The 21,955-nt window shown below is 46.0% G+C and carries 19 protein-coding genes and 1 pseudogene; 13 read left to right on the top strand and 7 right to left on the bottom strand.

The features are described 5' to 3' along the window. Positions 1-154 precede the first annotated feature (154 nt). On the top strand, positions 155-604 hold the full coding sequence (locus MHO32_RS08570; protein WP_239211215.1) for a DUF302 domain-containing protein: 450 nt from the start codon (positions 155-157) through the stop codon (positions 602-604). A gap of 151 nt (positions 605-755) precedes the next feature. Here the strand turns inward: MHO32_RS08570 and MHO32_RS08565 are convergent, their stop codons facing one another. Next, positions 756-1,364 carry a YitT family protein gene (locus MHO32_RS08565; protein ID WP_005448966.1) on the bottom strand — a complete coding sequence of 203 codons (609 nt, stop codon included), beginning with the start codon at positions 1,362-1,364 and terminating at the stop codon, positions 756-758. 541 nt (positions 1,365-1,905) lie between these two features. Between MHO32_RS08565 and MHO32_RS08560 the strand changes: the two genes are divergently transcribed. Both MHO32_RS08560 and MHO32_RS08555 read left to right on the top strand, forming a co-directional pair. Next, positions 1,906-2,370: a CesT family type III secretion system chaperone gene (locus tag MHO32_RS08560; RefSeq protein WP_009696607.1), complete on the top strand. Its 465-nt coding sequence runs from the start codon at positions 1,906-1,908 to the stop codon at positions 2,368-2,370. A gap of 9 nt (positions 2,371-2,379) precedes the next feature. After that, positions 2,380-4,113 (top strand): hypothetical protein, encoded by a 1,734-nt coding sequence (locus MHO32_RS08555; RefSeq protein WP_239211214.1) that lies wholly within the window; start codon positions 2,380-2,382, stop codon positions 4,111-4,113. Between the two features lie 117 nt (positions 4,114-4,230). Here the strand turns inward: MHO32_RS08555 and MHO32_RS08550 are convergent. Further along, a pseudogene (locus MHO32_RS08550) lies at positions 4,231-4,575 on the bottom strand (transposase); the annotation flags it as partial. Positions 4,576-4,682: 107 nt separating this feature from the next. On the opposite strand from MHO32_RS08550, the gene MHO32_RS08545 reads away from it, so the two are divergent. Continuing rightward, positions 4,683-5,078 carry a GFA family protein gene (locus tag MHO32_RS08545; protein WP_053052555.1) on the top strand — a complete coding sequence of 132 codons (396 nt, stop codon included), beginning with the start codon at positions 4,683-4,685 and terminating at the stop codon, positions 5,076-5,078. A 26-nt stretch (positions 5,079-5,104) separates the two neighbouring features. Here MHO32_RS08545 and nhaD read toward each other — a convergent pair whose 3' ends face one another. Beyond that, on the bottom strand, positions 5,105-6,535 hold the full coding sequence (gene nhaD / locus MHO32_RS08540; protein ID WP_239211208.1) for a sodium:proton antiporter NhaD: 1,431 nt from the start codon (positions 6,533-6,535) through the stop codon (positions 5,105-5,107). Positions 6,536-6,955: 420 nt separating this feature from the next. Continuing rightward, a complete protein-coding gene (locus MHO32_RS08535; protein WP_053049923.1) occupies positions 6,956-7,981 on the bottom strand; it encodes an acyltransferase in 1,026 nt (341 codons plus the stop codon). Positions 7,982-8,234: 253 nt separating this feature from the next. On the opposite strand from MHO32_RS08535, the gene MHO32_RS08530 reads away from it, so the two are divergent. Together MHO32_RS08530 and MHO32_RS08525 are read left to right on the top strand one after the other, a co-directional pair. Beyond that, on the top strand, positions 8,235-8,825 hold the full coding sequence (locus MHO32_RS08530; RefSeq protein ID WP_239211195.1) for a TetR/AcrR family transcriptional regulator: 591 nt from the start codon (positions 8,235-8,237) through the stop codon (positions 8,823-8,825). A gap of 122 nt (positions 8,826-8,947) precedes the next feature. After that, a complete protein-coding gene (locus tag MHO32_RS08525; protein WP_017818347.1) occupies positions 8,948-9,802 on the top strand; it encodes an alpha/beta fold hydrolase in 855 nt (284 codons plus the stop codon). 119 nt (positions 9,803-9,921) lie between these two features. On the opposite strand, the gene MHO32_RS08520 is transcribed toward MHO32_RS08525, so the two are convergent. Both MHO32_RS08520 and MHO32_RS08515 read right to left on the bottom strand, forming a co-directional pair. Next, on the bottom strand, positions 9,922-12,462 hold the full coding sequence (locus MHO32_RS08520; RefSeq protein ID WP_239211194.1) for a glycosyl hydrolase family 18 protein: 2,541 nt from the start codon (positions 12,460-12,462) through the stop codon (positions 9,922-9,924). Positions 12,463-12,810: 348 nt separating this feature from the next. Beyond that, complete coding sequence (locus MHO32_RS08515; RefSeq protein WP_239211191.1) at positions 12,811-13,314, bottom strand: DUF2850 domain-containing protein; 504 nt, start codon at positions 13,312-13,314, stop codon at positions 12,811-12,813. Between the two features lie 220 nt (positions 13,315-13,534). Here MHO32_RS08515 and ppnP point away from each other — a divergent pair, with 220 nt between their 5' ends. Further along, positions 13,535-13,819, top strand: a complete 285-nt coding sequence (ppnP, locus tag MHO32_RS08510) for a pyrimidine/purine nucleoside phosphorylase (RefSeq protein ID WP_005448986.1) — start codon at positions 13,535-13,537, stop codon at positions 13,817-13,819. 141 nt (positions 13,820-13,960) lie between these two features. After that, the gene (locus MHO32_RS08505; RefSeq protein WP_239211186.1) at positions 13,961-14,242 is read left to right on the top strand and encodes a hypothetical protein; all 282 of its coding nucleotides are present in this window, start codon (positions 13,961-13,963) and stop codon (positions 14,240-14,242) included. A gap of 51 nt (positions 14,243-14,293) precedes the next feature. Here the strand turns inward: MHO32_RS08505 and MHO32_RS08500 are convergent, their stop codons facing one another. After that, positions 14,294-15,484: a GGDEF domain-containing protein gene (locus tag MHO32_RS08500; protein ID WP_005448988.1), complete on the bottom strand. Its 1,191-nt coding sequence runs from the start codon at positions 15,482-15,484 to the stop codon at positions 14,294-14,296. A gap of 446 nt (positions 15,485-15,930) precedes the next feature. On the opposite strand from MHO32_RS08500, the gene MHO32_RS08495 reads away from it, so the two are divergent. The 5 genes from MHO32_RS08495 to MHO32_RS08475 all read left to right on the top strand — a co-directional run bounded on the left by MHO32_RS08495 (position 15,931) and on the right by MHO32_RS08475 (position 21,948). Next, positions 15,931-17,256 carry a carbohydrate porin gene (locus MHO32_RS08495; protein ID WP_239211184.1) on the top strand — a complete coding sequence of 442 codons (1,326 nt, stop codon included), beginning with the start codon at positions 15,931-15,933 and terminating at the stop codon, positions 17,254-17,256. Between the two features lie 481 nt (positions 17,257-17,737). Continuing rightward, entirely contained in the window at positions 17,738-18,742 is a 1,005-nt protein-coding gene (locus tag MHO32_RS08490; RefSeq protein ID WP_005448990.1) for a LacI family DNA-binding transcriptional regulator, read from the top strand. Between the two features lie 22 nt (positions 18,743-18,764). Further along, positions 18,765-20,012, top strand: a complete 1,248-nt coding sequence (locus tag MHO32_RS08485) for an ABC transporter substrate-binding protein (RefSeq protein ID WP_005448993.1) — start codon at positions 18,765-18,767, stop codon at positions 20,010-20,012. A 60-nt stretch (positions 20,013-20,072) separates the two neighbouring features. Then, entirely contained in the window at positions 20,073-21,062 is a 990-nt protein-coding gene (locus tag MHO32_RS08480) for a carbohydrate ABC transporter permease (protein ID WP_005448995.1), read from the top strand. 1 nt (position 21,063) lies between these two features. After that, complete coding sequence (locus MHO32_RS08475) at positions 21,064-21,948, top strand: carbohydrate ABC transporter permease (protein ID WP_005448996.1); 885 nt, start codon at positions 21,064-21,066, stop codon at positions 21,946-21,948. Positions 21,949-21,955: the final 7 nt, after the last annotated feature.

The following is a 21,955-nucleotide window of genomic DNA, read 5'->3' as shown; positions in this document are numbered from 1 at the left end:
GTTGGATTGATTAACGCTTTATTAATCTGAATCAATTATTGCCAGTTGGTCGGTCTATTGTGATTACGGGAAGTCATGACCTGAGTCCACATGCTCGCGAGTCGGTGACTTGGGTATATAATTTTTGGATATAGTAAAAATAAGGAACTTGCAGATGGTAAAAGTAATCACAGTTGGGTTGGTTGTTGCTCTGGCGTCATTTTCGACCCTCGCAGAAGAGAGTGTTATCCGCGTTGCAAGCCAACATTCGGTACAAGATACAGCGAATAAATTTGTTCAGATTGCTCAGGGTAAAGGGTTGAATGTGTTTGCTCGCGTGAACCATCAAGAGAATGCGGCGAAGGTCGATATGACGCTACGACCAACAGAAGTGATCGTGTTTGGCAACCCAAAAGTAGGGACGCTATTGATGCAATGTGCACAAGAAGTGGCGATTGATTTACCGCAAAAAGTGCTGGTTTATGAGGATGCAGAAGGTAAGACATGGCTTGCTTACAACAACCCAATGTATCTAAAAGAGCGCCACGGTATTGAAGGGTGTGATGAAGTGCTGACGAAGGTGAGTGGTGTACTCAGTAAGCTAACCGGTGCAGCGGCAAAATAGTGCTTGAAGAATAGGGGCTTATCATCGCTATCTAAGCTTACGACGCTATCATCTAAATTAATTTTGAAAACAAAAATCCCCGAGATATTGCTCGGGGATTTTATTTTTAGCTGCTGTTGAACGCTAAGACTAAGTTCGTCGTTTATTGCGTTTATACTGGCTGCGGCTTGGGCTGATAACGCCCAGGTTTGTGGTTCATCGCCAAGATCAAGTTGGTCGCCACAGCGCCAAGTACAGAAAGAGCAATCAAGTAAACATCAACGATAAACAGCGACATCACTACGATGGTGCAGTCCAGAGCCATTTGTACTTTACCTGCTCGAATACCAAAACGTTCCTGAAGAAAAAGCGCCAAGATGTTGAAGCCACCTAAACTCATCTTGTGGCGGAAAATTACCAGCATGCCCATGCCAATCAAACCACCACCGAGTAGCGCTGCGTACACGGGCTCAATACGAGAAATCTCAATCACATGATGCAAATGGTCTACCGCAAAAGACACGATCGAAACCGCAATAAAAGTGTTGATGGTAAAACGCCAACCCATGCGCATCACAGAGAGAATGTAGAACGGCAGGTTCAGTGCGAAGAATATCTGGCCAAAACTGAAGTCACTGACCTTGGTAAGGAAGATCGCCAAACCGGCCGTTCCGCCAGTGAGCAATCCCACCTTGCTGAAGAAGATAACCCCAAGTGACACCAACGCACTACCGAGCGTCAAGGCCAAGAGGTTTTCTCTAAGGCTATGATCTTTATCCATAAAAGTATTTTCCTTGGTATTAAAGCCGTTTTAGCTGTAAGAACGAAACCAAAACGGATGCGGTTAGCAAAACGCCAACCAAATAGTGATAAATCGCTGAATAAAATGTCGTGAAAAGTGATTGATGTCGAGTTTTCGACCTAGATTGCGCGGATGTTAACTGTTTAACAGACTTTACACATTAAGCTAGGGCATGTTGCTCTTTGCTGTACGTATTTTGTTCAACAGCGCATCGGCAACCACCTTACTACCTTTCCTTGCTTCCGCATTACAAGTCCGCTGCGCACCAGCACAAGAACTAACACGCCTTTAGCCAGCGTCTCTGATATCCAGGGTGAGTAGAGGTAAGTACCAAGCTGCAGAGCCGCAATATTATGTATCCAGCGCAACAGCAGGCTTGCGATAAACGGTCAAATAGCGCGCCCACTGGCATCAGCGTTTGCTTAATAAACCTAAAAAACCTTGCCTAATAATGAAAGAAATTCCCCTTGCATGCGCGGTAGTCTGAACACTCATTCCCCGACTGTATCTGGAGGTGCTGATGACGGCCGACCAAACCTTTCTGAACAACCTGCTTCTCGAGTTGGGTAACACTTGGCAACTGGACTGCTTAGAGCTTGATAACTTTGGACGTTGTGCACTGCTGACTGAAGAAGGCATCGAGCTGGCAATCGATATGGCAGCGGGAAGCAACCACCTTCAGTTTCTTGCAGAATTAGGGGCTCTGTCGGAGGTGCAGAGAGAGCGTCACCTGACCCGTCTTCTTAAGCACAACTTTGAAAATCCCGTCTTGCGTCAGGCACACTACGCCCTGAGTCCGCAAGGCGATCAGGTTCTGCTGCGCTACCAGCACCCGATTGAAGGGTTGGAGCTGGAACTACTGGCGAACCTGCTTGGCAACTTTATTACCACAGCGACTGATGCCAGAAACGCTCTTCAAGCCCCTTTAAAAGAAGAGGCTAAAGCACCTTCTCTGTTTTGTGACGCGCACCTGTTAAAAGGTTAAGGAGTCATTATGCCGGTAACTAAACTTCTCAACACCTTGTTTAAAGGTGTCTCTCATGTACATCAGAGTGCACCGAAACAGGCGCCGAAACTGGAAAAATCTAAATCAGAACTTCCGGGGGCTGCGCATTCAACACAGAGCATGAGTGAGCCGCTAAGCCAGAACCCTGTAGGTTTGCAGAGTGCGCCTCGCATCCATGATGAGGATCTCACGCCACTTGCCAAAGCTTTTAGCAGCGCACTGCAACAATACGTAGACAATAAACCGGAGAAGCATGGCGAGTTTCTGCGCGGATATTGTGAGATGGAAGAGATCAAGGGACGGATCACCATAGATGATCAGGAAAAAGTCAGGGTCATCAGACTGCCCCGCTCGCCGCAAAAACTGGCAGAAATGTTTAACCTGATGCTAGAGGGTCACTCAAGGTTCGGCTCTATGTATAAAGCGTTAACCCGACCTTTAGAGAGCAAAGACAATATTTTGGGCTCGTACCTGCGCCTTTCTCACGGCAAGGTAAAAGCCGCTAAAACACTGCCTGCCGAAGCGGTGACTAAAGCGGAGCAGACAACCAAAGCTAAGCCTCAGGAAACAAAAGCTGAAGCAGCGCCAAAAAACGCGCCGGCTCCTGCTGCCGAGCCACCGAAAACTGAGATTAAATTTACTTCCAGTGAACGTAATATGATCTCAGACGGTATCAACCAGATACTGTCCGACTACCTGCTCACTGGCAAGAAAGCGGCCTCACACCAGGAGAAACTGAAAACGCAACTGGAAAGCGGCGATCCCATGCTCAGCCGTTTCTTAAATGTGGCAAACGGCGAAATGAAGCTGAGTTGTCCTAAAGATCGCCAGGAGTTGAAAGGATTTCTCGAAGCGCTGCTTAAAGGTCACCGGGGCTTTGATACCCGTTTTTCTGCTGGCTCAAGCAGCCTGGTAAATCTGGTCAAAAAAGCGGTGCAGAGTGAAACTGGCGCACTGCGCCACTACCTGAAGTGGGACAGCAGCAACCGGCTGACAACTCGCGCGCCGAGTGATGAGGCGATTAAAGCTGCAGAAAAGGCCGAACAACAAAAGCTTCTGATACTTGAGAACCGTGAAAAAGCCGCGCTGACCAAAGAGATCAAACTCTCTCGGGATCAACAGCCCGCTTTGATGGCTCGGGTTAAACTCGCCCGTCATCTGCAGGTGCACGCCAGAACAAATTGGCCGGAGCTAGAGTTCCGCTCGGTCCCTATAACCAGAATGACCAGCGCCCCGCTGCACGGTAACGAATCACTAACGCAACTGCGGGATATGGTCAAAGCTGTCAGCGGAGAAAACCGCGGTCTTGCCGGAGAGATAGAACTCAACCTAGAGCAGTTGCCGATAACAGCAGAGATCAGAGAGAAAGGCCTTCCGGTTACCCGGCTTCCTGTTAAGCAGGCGCTGATAGAACTTAGAGATAAAGTCACCAACATGGAGAAGGCTTCTTCAAACTGGTTCACCCGGTTGCTGTTTAAACCACAGCATCAGGCGCTGAACGAGATCAAAGGTCGCCTGAACGAGCTGGATAATCTGCGTCAGCAGCTCACCGAGTATTGGCCCGGAATGCCTAATCAGATCTGGTTTAGCAGCTTTGTGGCCAGAGAGGTAGAAAGGCTGAGTGATAAAATCATCCCAGAGCGTACGTTTGGTCCTATCCACCTGACCACACCCGAGCATAAAGCGTGGCAGGCTGTTAAGGCTGAGATGCTCACTAAGTAACTGAACCCCCTTGAGCGTGTTGAGCTTAATATGGTCAGCACGCTCTACCTCTTCTTTCTAGCTCGGGCAACCTTCCCGAAATCTATACCCAGGTCACTTTCGCTGAACCATACACTCGGCTTTTCCAATACATTCACTGCCCCTTGGTGCAGCACCGGTACTGTGTTGATGAGCTTTAACAATCCAGCCATCAGCAACCCCTCTCGTAATCTGGATTCTTGGCTAATTCATTGAATAAGCGGGTTAAAAAACCGTCGTTGGACCAGTGATTGGAGTGACGATAAACAGCGCTCCACTCACTAAACGCTGCAGATAAATCACGCTAGGGAATGCCTGTGTGAAGTCGGTATAGTATCCCTTCGAAGGTCATTCTATGTTTGGGCTTGTTGTATACACGGTCGGTGCTCTTCATAAGCTGAAGTGGTTTTTCCCACCGCTTATCAGTTACATTAGTCTAGGCATGATTTGGAGTGTTTTTTGCTCATGATACCTCCTTACCATGCAGCTCAAAAAAACATCATGAAAGAACAACACACTTTAGGTGTACAGGGAAGGAACAAGGAAAAATCATGATTAAACAAGTGGGTAGTACGACAATTCAGCCTTTGCATAAGCTTTCTTGTCATTGTGGAAAAGTGCAAATCGAACTGTCATTACCGAATGGAATCGAGAAGTCTCGACGCTGTGATTGTTCCATGTGCCGACGTCGCGGTGCGATTGTGGCATCGGTACCGTTGAACGGAATTCGTATCACTCAAGGTGAGGAAGTACTCAAGCTTTATCAGTTTAATACCAACACAGCTAAGCATTTCTTCTGTGGAGAATGTGGCATCTACACTCACCATCAGCGCCGCTCTAATCCGAGTGAATATGGCTATAACGTTGGCTGCTTAGAGGGCGTAAATCCGTATGAGCTGGGAGAGATAGAGGTGATGGATGGCGTGAACCACCCATCAGACCGATAAGAATTATTCCGATGAATTAAGGCAGTTTAAGTGAACAAGCTGCCATTCATCCAAAGGTGCGCGGCAATACTCGCTGCGTACCCAAGAGCAATCACCGGTGCCCATTTGAGATGACCAAAGAAAGTATATTGCCCCCTCGCTGCGCCCATGAGAGCCACGCCAGCAGCAGAACCAATCGACAGTAAGCTACCGCCAACGCCTGCTGTTAGTGTCACCAACAACCAGTTACCCATCGACATGCTTGGGTCCATCGTTAACACAGCAAACATCACTGGAATGTTATCGACGATGGCAGAAAGTATCCCCACCATGACGTTCGCCCAAATTGGATTCCACTCGGTGTACATCACGTTGGAAACCAGTTCGAGATAGCCAAGCAAACTCAAACCGCCAACACACATCACTACGCCGTAGAAGAACAATAAGGTGTCCCACTCGGCGCGAGACACACGGTGGAAGACATCAAATGGTACAACAGAACCCAGACGTTTCAGCGCGTAGTCATCCCCGTTGGCAATCGCCATTGCGGCTTTTTTGGCAAGAGAATGTTTGAGTGTTTTTCGCAGGAAGTAGCCAAAAAATTGCAGATAAGCGAGCCCCATCATCATGCCGACCACTGGAGGGAAGTGTAAAACGGCGTGGAAGGAAACCGCTGTTGCAATGGTCAGGATAAACAAGCCAACGATACGTCTTGCACCACGTTTCAGTTCGATGTGCTCATGAACCGTATCTGGCTTTGTGTTTGGTACAAACAACGACATGATGAATGCAGGTATGACGTAGTTGATTAGAGAAGGTACAAACAACGGCATAAACTCAGCAAAGCTGACGTGTCCTGCCTGCCAAACCATCAGAGTCGTAATATCGCCAAATGGGCTGAATGCGCCGCCAGCGTTTGCGGCAATGACGATGTTAATACAGGCAAGATTGACAAATCTTGGGTTGTCGCCAGAAACTTTCATCACTACTGCACACATTAATAGCGCTGTGGTCAAGTTATCGGCAATAGGAGAAATCACAAATGCAAGACTACCTGTGAGCCAAAATAACTTTTTGAAATCAAAACCTTTGCCAATCATCCACGCTTGCAGTGCATCAAACAGTCTGCGTTCTTCCATCGCATTGATGTAGGTCATCGCCACTAATAGGAACAATAAAAGTTCAGCGTATTCCAAAAGGTTGTGTTCCAGTGCGGCTTTAGCAACGTCAGCTTGGTTGTGTTGGGCAAAGGTATAGCCAATTAAAATCCAGATTAATCCCGCAGCGAGCAGTACAGGCTTGGATTTTCGCATTTGTAGGTATTCTTCCAGCATTACCAGAATGTAGGCAATGGTGAAGAAAATCAGTGCGGCATAACCGACGGTGGAATTGACGAGGTTAAGTTCACTGGTCGCAGCTGCAAACGTGGAGCTAGAAAATATCAAACAGCAAAACGCGACAATTGGGTAGATTGGCATAGACATTTCTCCTTGTCTGACTGGAGAAATTTTAGCCACATATTAATAGGTTAAGTGTGAGTAAGCTCGAATTAACGGTAGGAGTTTTGAATTGATGTAGCTTGCGCCACTACTTTCTGAGTGACGCAATGCTCGCCGCGCCAAATAGGATTACTGCAGCGTATAAACCATAGGTTAACCAATGGCTAATTTCTAAAAAAGGAACGAGTCCCTGACCTGCCCACATACCGCCTCCGTTTAATGAGCATTTTGTTGATGTCGGATAAATTTAAAGTAAATGAACAATGTTTTTTGTGAGTGAAAGCAAATTACAAAGTATTAGAAATGATAATTTTGGCGAGTGAGAGAGAGCTCTCATTTTTATAAAGTCTGCACTAGCCAAAAAGTGGTAATACAGACCATACATAGTGCTGAATGGATTTAGCGCAGTAATAGTTTTTTCAGCGGCGTAGCTTCAATGCCTTTTACAAGTAGCAGGGTTACCACAATGGTTGCTGGGTAAATAAAGGCGTCTTTAGCTAAGTTTTCTAGCCCTAATATACCTGCCATGTTCATCATGATGATGATCACCAGCAAATGACTCACGTAGATACCTAAAATGCTCGGTGACCACTTAAACACCCATGGCATATTGCCAAAGTTTGGATGGGCAAGAAGCCACATGAATACGCCTAAAGACCAGATCACAGTGCCAAATAAGAAGTCGTGTGAATTAAAGGCGATCTCGTCGTTCATCAAATAATAGGCTTCGGCAAAGTGCAGCGCCATACCAACCAAAATCAAGCGAATGGTGTTATTACGAGACCATTGCCACTGGTGTTGTCTCGCTAAGTAACCAAGCACAACCAACAATGTGCTGAAGAACGGACCATTGCGAGTAAAGAAGGGCGCTGGTAGCTCAGTCAGTGTGATGTAACTGCCTGCGAGTACCCCATAGACGTACAACAATATTGCCGTCGGGAGCAGCAACTGCGCCATGCCAACACGAACCAGCAATGCAATGATAGCGACAGCAATCACAAGTGCAGGAATGAACCACAAATGAACTAAGCCGCCTTCTAACAGCGAGTTAATTGGGTTCGACATCAAGTAGCCCCAATAGCCTTGTCGCTCAGCGAGATAGCCTGCCTCCGCAACCACTTGCCAACGGAACGGCATTAACAGACAAATCGCACTCCAAACCAGCCATATCTTAAGCAAGGGCTTAGCGTAGTTTTTCAGTGTTTCAACGGGATTTGCGCTGAGTTTAGGCTGGATTAGATAACCGGAGATGAGGAAAAACAGTGGTACAGCAAAGCGAGCCAATTGGTTAAGCATATACCCAACCCAAGGTACCTCATCCCATTGCCAGTACGTGAGTGCCATTTGACAGTGAAGCCCAACGATCGCGAACATTGCGATGATGCGGGCGAACTCTAAACTGGCAATTTTCTTTGTGGTTGCCATAAATACTTACCTAAAAAAGTGAAAAATCGCTGAGAAATTAACAGCTAATAGCTTGCTCATCGCGGTAAAAAATCAACTCATGTGCAATTGATAGTAACCAGTTTGTGAAATTCAGACCCATCTCAAATTTCGAAAATTCGTATTCATTGAGTTGCTCAATGTATTGCGATCGTGAGTGTGTCAGAGGGTATACATTGGTTTGACCAGTAAACTTTATATTGTAAAAAAGTACGACCGTGCTAAAAATGTATTTATGAAAAAAGGAAAAGTAACCAAAGAGCTGATACTGCAGCGTGCATTCCAACTGGCGAGTGAAAACGGGTTGGAAAGTCTCACTATAGGTGAGTTGGCGAAGCAGTGTGGCATGTCGAAAAGTGGCTTGTTTGCTCACTTCAATTCCAAGTTGAACCTTCAACTATCGGTGTTGGAGTTTGCCAATCAAGTATTCGCAGAGCGGGTTATTGCGCCTGCGCGTGAGTTGGGTGACAGCAATATCGAACGTAAAGTACGCGGTCTGTTGGACACTTGGATGACGTGGAATCACTCTTTTCAAGGTAGCTGTATGTTCCTTGATGCTTGGAACGACACCGCAGAAGAATGCTGTGCGTTGCAAGCTGCATTACGTAAATCGATTGATACTTGGCTGAATTATCTCGAAATTCAAATCAAGAAAGGCAAAGAGAACCAAGAGTTTGTCGCCGATTTAGATACGCGACAAGCGACCTTTGATTTATACGGGCAGTATTTAAGTGCGCACGTGTTTTATTCGATTAAAGGGCAAGAAGAGAGCCAGAGGTTGTTTTGGCAAGGCATCGATAATTTATTTATTCGATGGAAGCGCTAGCCCCGCGGTAACGGGCATAGTACGAGATTCATAATGAAGAGCGACATAGAGCGCTCTTTCTTATCAGCATAAAAAGCACGACCGTTCTATTTTGTGCAAAGCTGATAGTTAAGGAAAAGATCATGAGTGAGAAAATCTACTTCAATACTTCGCAGCGCTTCAGTGTTAAGCGTAGCTTGGTCAATATCAGTACGCGTTTGCACCATACGTTGGCACCGTCACATGCAAAAAAGACCGCGCGTAAGCTGTTGCTCACCCCAGCACGTACTCAGCCTAAAAATGCAGAGCCACAGGGGCTGATTAAAAGTGAAGTACAAGGTCATGCTGGTGCAATCAAAACTTATCAGCTTGGTAATGGTCCGGTATGGGTGCTGACTCACGGTTGGTCGGGGACAGCAAGTCAGTTCTATCCGTTGATGGAGCACATCGCCGCATCGGGTTACACCGCTTTGGCTTACGATCACCCTGCTCATGGTGAAAGTGATGGTCAGTATGGGCATATCCCGGGGTTTGTTCGTGGTCTAGAGGACGTGTTGGATTCTGTTGATGATGTTGCAGGTTTGGTGGGGCACAGTATGGGTACTGCGTCAGCGTTAGAATGTCGTCACAGCAAATTAGAAAACAAGCCACTGCTTTTGATTGCGCCGGTGCTTAACTACGTAGAAAACTTGTTTGGCAGCATTGCGCGTTCGGGTTATTCAATGAAGCTATTCAAAGCCGTGGTTTCGGAAGTGGAAGATCAGTTTGGTTACCCATTGCAATCCATTGACCCTGAAAAGCGTCTTGCTGAGCGAAAAGCAAAAACTATCATTGTTCATGATGAACAAGACAAATTCACCAAACACGGTGTATCTGCGAAAGCTGCTAATGAGATTGAGCGAGTCGAATTGGTGACGACGCAAGGGCAGGGTCATGGTCGCGTCATGAAGTGTGATGAGGTATTCCAGAGTTTTGACCGTTTAGTTGACGCTCGTTGATCGTAGCGATGGCGCTTGTGAATCAAAATCTAGAATAACAAAAGGACAGCTGATGCTGTCCTTTTCTATTTTACAATTTTGATAGCGGTAGGTGCTGAATAACAACACCTTAGCAGTGTTTAGTTACAGTTAGCTGGACCAACTTCTTTCCAAACACCCCATTCGCCAGACTTGCTAGGATCTTGACCTTGAGTCCACCATTTCGCTTCCCAAGTTTTACCTGCGTAAGTCACTTGATCACCACCAGTGTAAACTGCCGTTGCATCCCATGCGTTAGTACAAGTACCACCGCCTGTGCTGTGCTTCGCTACAACAACGGTTGCACTTGCAGTTGATACTGCTTGACCATCACTTACGCTTACTGTGAAGCCTAAGCTTGTGTCTTGTGGGTATTCTGCTGCTGTGAACGTTACTTTCGCACCGTTGACCGTAGCATTTAGACCTTGTGGTAGCGTCCAATCGAACGTTAGTGTGTCGTTGTCAGCATCGCTAGAAGCTGAAGCATCAATCACAACCACGTCACCAGCGCTTGCCGTTGCTGGTGCAGAAACCTGTGCAACTGGCGCTGTGTTTGGTGGATCAATCACGCCTGCTGGCTTAACGGTGACTACAACAAGATCAGAAGCCGTTGCGCCTTCGTTATCTGTTACGGTCAGCTTAAACGTTAGTTGCTCTTCAGCTGCGACTTCTACCGCATCAAAGCTTGCTGTTGCTGTGTTCGCGCCAGATAGAACGACTGCAGTACCTGATACTTGCTCCCAAGCGTAACTTGCGATTGTACCGTCAGAGTCAGTTGAGTTGCTGCCATCAAGCACAACGCTTGCAGGACCTGTTACTGCTTGGTCTACGCCTGCTGCTGCCGTTGGTTTACGGTTTGGTGGGGTAACGACGCCGCCAGCCATACCTTCGTGCATTGCATTAAGGATGTCGCCGTTATCTGCATCAATCTCCCAAGAGAATAGACCTGCTAGACCTAGAGATTTTGCGTAGTTGCCTTTCGCTAACACAGAACGATGATCGTCAAATGTGATTAGCTCACCAGTCGAACGGTTCCACACCCAAGGTGCTTCTGCTTGCGCATCATAGCCGTATTCAAAGCCGTTGATGCCAGTGTTGTTCGCACCTAGCATAAATGACTTAATACCTTTGTAGTCGATTACGCCATCTTCCCAAACACCTTGAGCTGTGCTGCCTTTCAGTTTGCCTGTTGCAGTACCGGTCATTGGGTCATTTGGATCTGTTAGCGTATCAGGTGTTACACCTTCCCAACCACGACCATACATCGCTGTACCAAGAACCAGTTTATTTGCAGGAACACCTTGCGCTAGAAGAAGCTGGATACCGTTATCTGCAGTGTATGCTGGACCTTTGTACGGTTCGCCGTTTTCATCCACGCCGCTGCCATCACACTGACCAGGACGCATGAATGAGCCACAGTAAAGAGCAGTTTGGTGACCAGGAACGTTGTTCCAGCCGCCGTAGAAGTCGTAAGTCATCGCAAAGATGTAGTCCATGTACTGAACCGCGTCTGCGTAATCTACGTCTTCAATCTTGTCGTAACCAACACCGATTGCTGAAGTTAGCTCGTAAGTACGACCTGTTTCTGCTTCAAGTTCATCTAGCATTACACGTAGTTCACGCATCAATGCAATGTATGCAGGACCATCGTTTACAGGGTCACCCTTATCTGCTGCAGCGCCGCCGCCACCAGGGAATTCCCAGTCAATATCTACGCCGTCGTAAAATTTCCAAGTTTTCAGGAATTTCTTAACTGACGCGACAAACGTGTCACGATTCTTCTTATCAACGAAGTCGTAGAATGGGTCAGAAAGTGTCCAACCACCGATAGATGGGATAATTTTTAGATCCGGGTTACGTTGTTTCAACGCCATTAGCATTGCGTAGTTACCCTTGATTGGCGTGCTGTATTCATGACCTGCTTGAGGGAAGCTCTTCTGATAAGCAGCCCACGGGTCATGGATAACCACTTCGTAATCATTCACACCACGACATGCCGTTTGCAGTGCATTAAAACTGTTACCACCAACTGATTTTACTGATTCGTTTGGACCACAAATTGGGATAAAGCCGTAAAGGATGTGAGTTAGGTTATCAACTGGCATGTTGTCGACAGTGTAATCACGACCGTAGATGCCCCATTCAACAAAATAAGTACCCATCACGATACTTGGATCGGTGTTGTAGCTCTTGTTGTTCGGATCAACATTCATCGTCAGAGGCTTCAAGTGTGAGCCGTCTGTATCTGCAATGGTAATTTCTACCGGAGCGCTCTTAGAACAACCTGTTGCGTCACACGCTTCGATTTCCATTTGGTACAAGCCGCCTTGACCATATTCAAATGAAGCCGTGGTTTGACTGCCAGTGATAGCGCCTGTTGCCACTTTTACACCGTCAAAGTAGACGTTGTAAGTGTCGCCAGATGTGCCACTCCACTGGTTAAATTTCACTTTGATCTTAGCCAGTTCATGGTATTTGACCATGTCGTTGTAGCCAGATGTGGTTTCCATTGCCAATTCAATTTTAGAAAATTGAAGGTTATTGGAACCGTACATATCGATACTTGGTGCGGTTGGAGCCGCGTTTGCAGCGCCAGATAGTGCTAGGGCAACCCCAGCTGCACATAGGTTAAATCGAATCATAACTTCTCTCTCAATCCTTGAATTCATGCTCGTTTAGGAACATAAGCTGCTCTTGCGACAGAAAAGACAATCAATTCACACACTGTGCAAAAGCATCCCTTTGAGCATTTCAGAGGCTTATTTTTTTTCAAAAAAAAATAAATCAAGATTCGACCGTGTTACACAAAACTCACTACAAGAAACATAGTTTTGCATAGAAAATACAATATTGAGCCAAGATTTTATAAATATTTTGCATGTATTTAATTAATCGCTTACTCAGTCCGTAGGGGTTATTTTGCGAGTGAAATTAAACTTTTCTGATGAAACAGAAAGAGTTACGACATAGAGGTAGCGTTGAAAAGGAGGTTATTTGCGACTGAAGTGTTCGCTCAACGCTGCTCTGCGTTTGGAAGCTGCGCCAGTTTCTGAGCCCTGAACCGTGTGTTCGAAGCCTTTTAGGATAAAGCGTTGGTCAGGGATTCGAGGCTCAATGCGTCGTATCTGTGGAGAGAGATGAGACCCTGAGATTTGGTACTCAGTTTTGCCAAGCCCGGTGTTCAGTGTGATGACTTTGCCATCAAACTCGAATTGAGTGGCGATAAGGCGATGGTTGCGAAAGACACCTTCGGGTGTAAAAGAAAGCTGTTCGGTTTGATAAGGTGGCGCACCGATCTCTATCCATTCACCGTAGATTTTGTTTGGGTCGATGTAATCTAAGTAAGATGCGTACAACTGGTAACCAAGCACACTAATCAACGAGCAACCGAAAACAGCAAAGCCCCCTTTAATGATTTTGAACTGATGACGAGCCCAAAATGAGGGTTGCGGTTCTGGCTTCTGTTTCCTTTTCCTGCGCCCAGTGGTGGTCATGATTCCTACTTACCTTCCTTTTTTATTATGGTGAGAAGCTTGAGCTACAAAAACAAACAATCTAGCTTTTGAGACGGTGAAACTATGATCTGATGTCCACTTTTACATTCCGAAACACAGTTATTGAGAATTTGCTCTTTCAACTAAGACCCATTTAGAGACTTGAGTCGTAAACCGAAACAGGGTAAAAAAGAGCTGATTTTTGATAAGGAAACCAATAATGAGTATTAAGGAAAACAGTTATTTTGCTGGTGGCGTAAAGTCACTAGGTTTTAGTCAACAAGGGCAGGATGTCAGTGTTGGCGTAATGCTACCAGGTGAATACACGTTCGGCACACAAGCGCCGGAGCGTATGAGTGTTGTTAAAGGTGCGTTGATCGTAAAGAAAGCGGGTGAAGTGGATTGGGTCACCTACAATAGTGGTGAGTTCTTCGAAGTTGAAGGTAATTCATCATTCGAACTGCAAGTGAAAGACGCGACCGCGTACTTATGTGAGTACCTCTAAGTACTAAATAGAATTGAGATAAAAGCCACCTTTTGGGTGGCTTTTTTCATGCATGTTGTTCAGATACAAACGTTTTTTAACAACAAACTGATAACTTTGTATATACTTAATACAGGTGCAACCATCAACAAGGAGGAAGTGATGGCAGTACAACCTAAACATTCTGATCTCCCTCCTCGCTTTGAGGCGACGGAATTTACGACAGAGCAAAGGCACCGTTTCACGAAAGTTGCGAATGCGGCACAAAAGCGTCGTGCTTTCTATAAACGAGCGATTGAAAACAGTCTAGTCGGAAAAATTAAGGAACGGGCACTGAAACCCATTATTCGTCCTAGAGAGGATAAACCAAGTAAAACACGCCAAGTGATTTGGTTGATTACGTTTTTGCTCGGCGGTTTATGGGCGATGTACATGTTTGCTTAACATGTGTGATAACGACCATTTGCACTTGCCATGATGCTAAGCAATTGGTCGTTATAAACTGGCATCGCGTTGTAACGAGGTCACATTTTCACTTCCCATTGCGCCAACAAGCGAATGTCTTTGATGGCGTAACTCTTCTGCATGCGAGCAATGCTCATAATAGGCGTACTGGTTTTTACCCGTGTGCTTTGCCGCGTACATGGCTTTATCCGCACAACGAGTCAGCTCAGATAGGTCATTCGCATCCTGATGATAGATGGCAACGCCAATGCTCATTGTAAGCTCATTAATCGTGTCTTCCGATTGATAGCCAGTTTTAAATAGATTGACGATGCGATCCATGATGGTGTCTAAGTCCTTTTTACAGCGCACATCGTAGAGCATGAGTACAAACTCATCACCCGCAAAGCGAGCGATCGAATAATCGTGTTTGTCTGTCTTTCGGTCTTTGTTGCGAATGTTGTTTTTCAAGCGTGTCGCGAAGTGTTTTAGTACGCGGTCACCCACATCATGACCATAGTTATCATTGATGTGTTTGAAGTTATCAATATCAAGGAAGACCAATGCGGTAACCGTATTACTATGGGTTTGATCTAGCTCCTCTAGCTTGGCGCGAGCCCAAGTTTCAAAACTCCAGCGATTCGCTAAGCCAGTCAATTGATCGAGATAAGCGAGTTCTTCAATCCCTTCTCGATAGAGAGTTTGGATGTAATTAACCACTTTTGAGTAGTAATAAGAAAACGTATGGCACACAAAGCAGATCGCCACTAAGGTGAACATAAAGCGACGCTCAGTCATTTCACTTGCAGTGGGAACACTTTCTAGAAAGGTTAAACCAAAAAAAATGATGAGTGTGTAACTGACACTGAATAGTAAGCCGACCTTAAATTCATTAATTAGAATAATGGCAGCCACAATGGGGTAGAGCCAAAGCAACCTGCCGGATGGCGCGTCGTTATAGAGCAGCAGTAGTAAACCATCGAACATCAATACCGCGGTGAGCAGTAAATCTGCGTATTGATGATGCCCACGTACTTTAATTAAATAACTGATGGCTAAACATGCCACAGCACACAGACCAATTAAAAAGCTAAGCCCCCAGTTCCCTTCAAAGTAATGCAGCACAGAGCCATAGGCTAAAAATGCCGTCGCAATGCTGGAACAGAGAAATACAATCTTCTTTTTTCTTGTCGATCGGATATCCGCCATTTCCTCTAGGCGTGCTCCGGCCAATTTCGACATTGTGTATCCCTACTTTAGAATTATTTAATGCCTATTCTAGGTGGTAATTTAGTACTACATGGAATAGCAATACGTCTAATTGTGATATGAATCATGTTTGGCATGAGTGTGAGTTGTTGAATTTGTAAGAAATTTACGACTTGTGAAAGTTTTCAGGATTATGAAAACTTTCAAAAAACCAAGTATGAATTGCGCTTATTTTGAACAAATTAACGTGATTATTCTTAAACATTTCTGTGAAATGAAAGCGATTTCAAAATATGAATGACAAATTAGAATCTAATAACATTATGATTTTCATTAACAAAATACGGCGCTAGTTTCATGCGTTGTTTCATGTCATTTCGAGTGCTTGTGCCATGTGAAGCAGTAGCGACTTTTCAAACGTTTCATTCCTTAAGATCCCTATTGAAATAATTACACCTACAAAAACTTAGGGAAATCACATGAAAAACTTAAAGGTTTTACCTCTCACTCTTGCAGTGGCCACTTCGCTTGCTTCTATTTCTACTTTTGCTGCCGATTCTGATGTAGAAGCTTTGGAAAAACGTATTCAAGAACTGGAGAAACGCATTGACCCAACTTATGTCGATGACCAACAACCAGCGGTATTAACGCCGGACATTGAGATTCCTTATGGCGTTGTGTTCTCTGGTTATGCTCGTTACGGTGCTCACTACCAAGGGGGCGACCAAAAGTACGTGATGGTTGATGGCTCTTTTAACGGCTCATCCGCTATTGGTCGATTAGGTAACGAAGGCAATGGCGGTGAATTCCAGTTAGCAAAAGCATTTAAGAATGACAGTGGCGCAATCTGGGATGTTGTGGTGATGTTCGATCACTGGGGTGACGAGGTGAACCTGAAAAAGGCTTATGCAGGCGTTACGAATGTACTAGAGAGTCAGCCGAACGCTTACATTTGGGCTGGTCGTGATTTCCATCAGCGTCCACAACAGGGCATCAACGATTACTTTTGGATGATGCACGATGGTCAAGGTGGCGGTATCAACAACCTTGAGCTTGGTTCCGTCAAACTTGACCTTGGTGCGGTTGCTTCGGTTGAAAGCTGTAACCCGGAAATCACTCCGGGATCAAACCCTTCAATCTCTTGTACTGGTGGCTCTGGAACGGGTGATAGCGGTGCGTATGCATTCACATCTAAACTGCACGGCATTGATATGGGCTTTGCTGATTTAGAGCTTTACGCGAACTATGGTTTTGATTCAGAAGCAATTGAGAGCTCAGAACACATTGATGCTTACCAGCTGGGTGCGGTGATTTCTCGTGCACACGACAGCGGATCAAACCGTTTAGTGTTGCGTTATTCTGATAACGCTGACAACGGCGTATTCTGGAAAACAGAAGACTTAACAACTATTTACGCAAGCTTTGAAGGTAATGCAAACCTTGGTGAAAACGCTGCGGTTGAATACCTATTGGCATATCACGATTACTCAATTGACGGTTCAAACAAGCTTGAAGATGAGCGTACTAACTACAGTGCTATCGTCCGTCCGATGTACTTCTGGAATGATGTTCACTCGACTTGGCTAGAAGCGGGTTACCAAATGGTTGATTACGCACGTGCCGATGATGACAACACAGGCTGGAAAGTGACGCTATCGCAAAATATCTCGTTTGATTGGGGTGCTGGCGCCCGTCCGATGCTCCGCTTCTACGCGACGGCAGGTGAGGTCGACAACAAAGCAACCAACAATGACCCTAAGCAAGACACATTTAGCATAGGTGCTATGTGGGAAGCTTGGTGGTAAACCGAGTCTAATTAATTACTGTCCATGTAACAGTGGTAGGCACTGAAGGCAGATTTATTAGGTTTCTACCACTGATTTATTTCTTAACTCTCTCTATTTAGTCATGGTGTTCATTGCAGCCAGTGAAAACCATACTGTCCATTATTGACCCTATTTTGAGCCGCATTTGCGGCTCTTTTTTTGTTTCTATGCTTTAAAAAACTGCGCAGAGATCTTTATTAAAGAGTTGTGAAATCAATGCCTTTATTGAATCTCATTTGAACGTGAAATGACCGTTTTATGAAACAGTTTCATGGCGTGAAAGGAAACTGCCTACCGCTTCATTTTTTCCGATATTGCCCGAATCTAAAGGGATTTCGGTGTGATTTCTCTCACGATAACACCCTAGTGGATAAGAAATACTAGCTGCCATGAAAGCGGTTTCGAGAAATGCATCTCGAAGCAAAATTGAATCTTGATGCTCAGGTGGAAGAGGTTTCTTGTGGCGACGATTAAAGATGTATCTGAATACGCAGGGGTTTCTCAGGCAACGGTTTCTCGTGTGATCAATGGCACTAGCCGTGTAAGTCACGATAAGAAGCTGAAAGTCGAGAAAGCGATTCAAGAACTTGGCTATCGTCCAAACTCAATCGCTCAGGCTTTGGCGTCTAGTCGCACTGGCAGTATTGGCATCATCGTGCCAGAGCTTGGTGGTCCATTTTACTCTGGCATTTTGCACAGCATGGAAGAGCGTCTGCGCCGTTTCGGTTACCACGTGGTGGTAACTGCAGGTTCAAACTCTGAGCAAAGTCAGCGTGAGTCAGTGGAATTTCTGCTTGGACGACGCGTGGATGCCATCATTTTGCATGCACAAAACCTGACGGATGATTATTTAATCGATCTTAAAGAAAAAGGCATTCCGGTGGTACTGGTGAATCGCTTTATTCCAGAAATGGCGCAATGCTGTATTGAGATCGATAACGAATTTGGTGGTCAGTTGGCGACCGAATACTTGTTGCGAATGGGGCATCGCAACATAGCGTGTATCACCGGTCCTCTGGACAAATCTGACGCACGGGGGCGTCTACAAGGTTACCGCAAGGCTCTTGAAGAAGCGGGAATCGAGTATGACGAAGCGTTGGTGTCCGAGGCCGGTTTTACCGAAGAATCAGGGGAAAGCGCAATGCGTAAACTGTTGAAGCGCGATTGTCATTTTACTGCTGTATTTGCGTGTAATGATCATATGGCGTTCGGTGCTTACGAAGTGCTGAAAGCCAATGGTGTAAACGTTCCGGAGCAAATCTCTTTGGTGGGGTTTGATGACATTTTATTTGCACGCTACCTCACGCCAGCCCTAACCACAGTTAACTTCCCTATTGAGCAAATGAGCGCTGAAGCTGTCCAGCTCGTGATTCAAATTCTCAATAAAAATAAACGAGATGTGAACTTCAAATTGTCGCCAAGCTTGGTGCCAAGAAGTTCAGTCAAGGAACTGCATACCCTATAAAACGATAATTAAGGACAACAACATGAAACTGAAAACTTTGACGCTTGCCATGACCGCTGCTTTGGGTGTTGCTGCAACGGTAAATGCGGCTGATGAAACCAAAATTCGCTTCGATGGTTTCCCTGATTTTGATAGTAGCTTGAAAGTGCTGCTACCTGATTTCGAGAAGGAAACGGGCATTAAAGTGGATTACCTAATGAATAACCACGGTGACCACCATACCAAGCTGACAACCAACTTGGCGACGGGTTCTGGCGCAGGTGATGTGATTGTTGTTGATGTAGAAAAAATCGGTCCATTTGTGGCGTCTGGCGGCTTAGTGAATCTGTCTGAAAACTATGGTGCAGACAAATACGCAGAAAACTTTGCGCCTTATGCATGGGCACAGGGTAAAGGTGCAGATGGCGATGTGTATGGTATGCCAGTCGATTTAGGACCGGGTGTGATGTACTACCGCACTGACATTTTTGAAAAAGCGGGCATTGATATCAATGAAGCGATCAAAGATTGGGACTCTTATATTGCGGCGGGTGAAAAGCTGAAGCAACAAAACGTTCAACTGATCGCGTCTGCTGCGGATGTGGCACAAGCGATTATCTTTACCACAGTGCCAGAAGGTGAAGGTCTATACTTCGATAAAGATGGCAACCCAGTCGTGACCTCTGAGCGTTTTGTGCACGCGTTTGAAGTGGCGAAAGAGATTCGTGATAAAGGTTTAGATGGTCGTATTCTTGCGTGGTCAAACGAATGGTACGAAGGCTTCCGTAACGGCACATTTGCTACTCAGCTTTCGGGGGCTTGGCTACTTGGTCACCTAAACAACTGGATTGCTCCTGAGACTGCAGGTAGCTGGGGTGTATCTAACCTTCCTGATGGTATTTACGGCAGTTGGGGTGGCTCATTCCTATCGATTCCAACCCAATCTAAGCATCAAGACGAAGCGTGGAAGCTGATCGAATACATGACAACTCGTCGCGATATTCAGCTTAAACACTTCGAAACTATCGCAGCATTCCCTGCAAACACAACAACTTACGACGACCCTATGTTTGAAGAGAAAGTCGAGTTCCTTGGTGGGCAGCAAGCGCGCTTATTGTTTGCTGAGGTGGCACAAAACATCAAGCCAGTGGCACCAGCAAAAGGCGACCACGTTGCTCGCTCTATCATCCTAGAAAACGCACTGATGGAAGTGCTGGATGAAGGCAAAGACATTGAAACGGCATTGAAAGAAGCGGAACGCATGATTAAGCGCCGCACCCGTAATTTGTAAGCATTTCGCCATTTGGTAAGCAAGGAGGGCGAACCGCCCTCCTGAGTAGAGGTCGTTACTATGAATCATGCAGCGAGCAAGGTTATGGAAACATCACAACGTGAGAGCATTTTTTCTCGTCTAAGTTTGAAAGCGCTTACACCGTATGGATTCCTATTGCCGTTTTTGATTATTTTTTCTGTTTTCGGGATCTTCCCGTTACTGTTTTCAATTTTTCTTTCTTTCCATGAGTGGAACCCAGTCGAAGGTTTGGGTGCGATGGATTACGTCGGGCTAGAGAACTACCACATTGCTCTGACTGACCCGTGGCTGTGGCGCTCATTGAAGAACACCCTTTGGCTAGCCATTACGTCTGGTGTGGCGCAGCACTTAGTTGCTCTGCCTGTGGCGTACATTCTGGTGTCTTTGGGTGACCGTTTCCGTCATTGGTTGACGTCGGCTTATTTCCTGCCGTTCATTACGTCAACGGTGGCTGCGTCACTTATCTTCTTCAACATGTACTCGCCAAACTCAGGGATCATCAACCAAAGCTTAATGGCATTGGCAGACAGCACACTATTTGGTTGGGCATTCTCTTGGGTGAACGACTTCCAGCCAATCCGTTGGTTAGATGACGCAACCATGGTGAAGCCTTCTATCGCCATTATGGTGTTCTGGAAATACACCGGTTTTAACATCGTGCTTTACACCACTGGTTTGATGACGATTCCTAAAGACATCCTAGAAGCGGCTCGTATGGACGGTGCAAACGCATGGCGTCGATTCTGGAGCATTTCACTACCAATGATTCGTCCATTCATCTTCTTTGCGGTCACCATGACTATCATCGGTAACTTGCAGTTGTTCGAAGAACCCTTCGTTCTAACGCGCGGTACGGGTGGTACAGGTCAGTCTGGTTTAACTATCTCAATGTACCTCTACAAAGTGGGCTGGGAATGGCTAGAGATGGGTACAGCGTCAGCGATTTCGTGGCTGCTCTTTACCTTGATTGCAGGCTGTACAGCGGTTCAATTCTTCTTCTTCGGTAAGAAAGGTCTAGGGGAGCAATAAGATGAGTACTAACACTTTACCTGCGGCGCAGCGTTGGCGTCCAAGCGATCGCAGTATCGAGATCTTCACCAAAATACTGATGGTGATGCTCGGCTCAATCCTGATTGTTTCTGCCATCATGACCGTATTTCCGTTCATTTGGTCGGCGCTGCTATCAACCCGTGATCGTACCGAAATCTTTGGCACTGGGATTAGCTTTGCGATTGGCGACAGCTTAGCGGTCAACTACGCAAAACTACTGGAAATCATGCCGTTTTGGCAGGCGATGTTTAACTCTATCTACATCGCATTCCTAGGCACCACAATTTCACTGCTGTTTTGTAGCATGGGCGGCTATGCGTTTGCGGTGTACAAGTTCAAGGGCAAAAACGTGCTATTTGGTATGTTGGTTGGCTCAATGATGATTCCGCCAGTATTGAGCTTGATCCCTTACTTCATGATCGTGAAGTTTCTCGGCTTACTCGATAACCACTTAGCGGTTTGGCTACCGTTCACAACGACACCATTTGGCATCTTTTTGATGCGTCAGCACGTGGTGGCTTCGATTCCAAAAGAGCTGTTAGAAGCGGCGAAGCTCGATGGTGCAGGTGAATTTAGAACTTACTGGAGCGTGGTATTGCCACTGATGAAGCCTGCGCTTGCTACTTTGGCTATCGTGCAGTTTGTCTTCTTCTGGAACATGTTCATGCAGCCACTCGTGGTACTTACAACGCCAGAAAACTACGTGATTACGCAGGCACTGCGAAGCGTGCAGGGCATTCCGAATACGCCGTGGGGAGCGGTGATGCTCGGAACAACCATCTCCATTTTACCGTTAGTGATTACTTACTTATTTGCCTCTAAACAGATGATCAGCGGCTTGACCTCTGGTGCCGTCAAGGGCTAAGCGAAAC

This window comes from Vibrio sp. MMH1-50 (assembly GCF_022347645.1).
In the GTDB taxonomy this organism is placed as follows: domain Bacteria; phylum Pseudomonadota; class Gammaproteobacteria; order Enterobacterales; family Vibrionaceae; genus Vibrio; species Vibrio harveyi.
This window is presented reverse-complemented; position numbering and strand designations above follow the sequence as displayed.

What these genes read in the sequence shown, in the direction of transcription:
- MHO32_RS08570 (WP_239211215.1), top strand. Translation starts at nt 155, where the DNA reads ATGGTAAAAGTAATCACAGTTGGGTTGGTTGTTGCTCTGGCGTCATTT.
- MHO32_RS08565 (WP_005448966.1), bottom strand. Translation starts at nt 1,364, where the DNA reads ATGGATAAAGATCATAGCCTTAGAGAAAACCTCTTGGCCTTGACGCTC.
- MHO32_RS08560 (WP_009696607.1), top strand. Translation starts at nt 1,906, where the DNA reads ATGACGGCCGACCAAACCTTTCTGAACAACCTGCTTCTCGAGTTGGGT.
- MHO32_RS08555 (WP_239211214.1), top strand. Translation starts at nt 2,380, where the DNA reads ATGCCGGTAACTAAACTTCTCAACACCTTGTTTAAAGGTGTCTCTCAT.
- MHO32_RS08545 (WP_053052555.1), top strand. Translation starts at nt 4,683, where the DNA reads ATGATTAAACAAGTGGGTAGTACGACAATTCAGCCTTTGCATAAGCTT.
- nhaD (WP_239211208.1), bottom strand. Translation starts at nt 6,535, where the DNA reads ATGCCAATCTACCCAATTGTCGCGTTTTGCTGTTTGATATTTTCTAGC.
- MHO32_RS08535 (WP_053049923.1), bottom strand. Translation starts at nt 7,981, where the DNA reads ATGGCAACCACAAAGAAAATTGCCAGTTTAGAGTTCGCCCGCATCATC.
- MHO32_RS08530 (WP_239211195.1), top strand. Translation starts at nt 8,235, where the DNA reads ATGAAAAAAGGAAAAGTAACCAAAGAGCTGATACTGCAGCGTGCATTC.
- MHO32_RS08525 (WP_017818347.1), top strand. Translation starts at nt 8,948, where the DNA reads ATGAGTGAGAAAATCTACTTCAATACTTCGCAGCGCTTCAGTGTTAAG.
- MHO32_RS08520 (WP_239211194.1), bottom strand. Translation starts at nt 12,462, where the DNA reads ATGATTCGATTTAACCTATGTGCAGCTGGGGTTGCCCTAGCACTATCT.
- MHO32_RS08515 (WP_239211191.1), bottom strand. Translation starts at nt 13,314, where the DNA reads ATGACCACCACTGGGCGCAGGAAAAGGAAACAGAAGCCAGAACCGCAA.
- ppnP (WP_005448986.1), top strand. Translation starts at nt 13,535, where the DNA reads ATGAGTATTAAGGAAAACAGTTATTTTGCTGGTGGCGTAAAGTCACTA.
- MHO32_RS08505 (WP_239211186.1), top strand. Translation starts at nt 13,961, where the DNA reads ATGGCAGTACAACCTAAACATTCTGATCTCCCTCCTCGCTTTGAGGCG.
- MHO32_RS08500 (WP_005448988.1), bottom strand. Translation starts at nt 15,484, where the DNA reads ATGTCGAAATTGGCCGGAGCACGCCTAGAGGAAATGGCGGATATCCGA.
- MHO32_RS08495 (WP_239211184.1), top strand. Translation starts at nt 15,931, where the DNA reads ATGAAAAACTTAAAGGTTTTACCTCTCACTCTTGCAGTGGCCACTTCG.
- MHO32_RS08485 (WP_005448993.1), top strand. Translation starts at nt 18,765, where the DNA reads ATGAAACTGAAAACTTTGACGCTTGCCATGACCGCTGCTTTGGGTGTT.
- MHO32_RS08480 (WP_005448995.1), top strand. Translation starts at nt 20,073, where the DNA reads ATGAATCATGCAGCGAGCAAGGTTATGGAAACATCACAACGTGAGAGC.
- MHO32_RS08475 (WP_005448996.1), top strand. Translation starts at nt 21,064, where the DNA reads ATGAGTACTAACACTTTACCTGCGGCGCAGCGTTGGCGTCCAAGCGAT.